General features: G+C 49.6%; 1 pseudogene. It reads right to left on the bottom strand.

The annotated features are described in order from the left end of the window. Positions 1 to 409: pseudogene (locus tag J0A66_RS21855) on the bottom strand (TonB-dependent receptor); the annotation flags it as partial.

Below are 409 nucleotides of genomic sequence, written 5' to 3' on the forward strand. Positions count from 1 at the left end.
TATCACGGGTCAATTCGGATGAACGTACAAAAGGTTTAAAACCACCCACGACTCCATCAGGCCAGCCCCAAGTGTTAAAACGCTCTTCATTATTAGGGGACTTCATATGGGCAACGGCCACGGCCAAGCCCACAGTGTCATCATTAAACTGATCAATATAAGAGAAGCTGCCGCGCCAGCCGGTATCTTCCCCATCGGGATTGAGCTTGCCGATATCGTTCTTTTCACCACGCAGTGTAAAGGACATGCTCTGTTCGCCGAAGCTAAGCGGCTTTACGGTGCGCATATCAATAGTACCGCCGATCCCTTGTGTCATCAGAGTGGCATCAGGGGTTTTGTAAACCATGACTTCGTTCATGATTTCAGAGGGATAGACATCAAACTCCACCCCACGGTTATCACCCAGCGA

Source organism: Bowmanella dokdonensis, from assembly GCF_017254865.1.
Lineage (GTDB): Bacteria > Pseudomonadota > Gammaproteobacteria > Enterobacterales > Alteromonadaceae > Bowmanella > Bowmanella dokdonensis.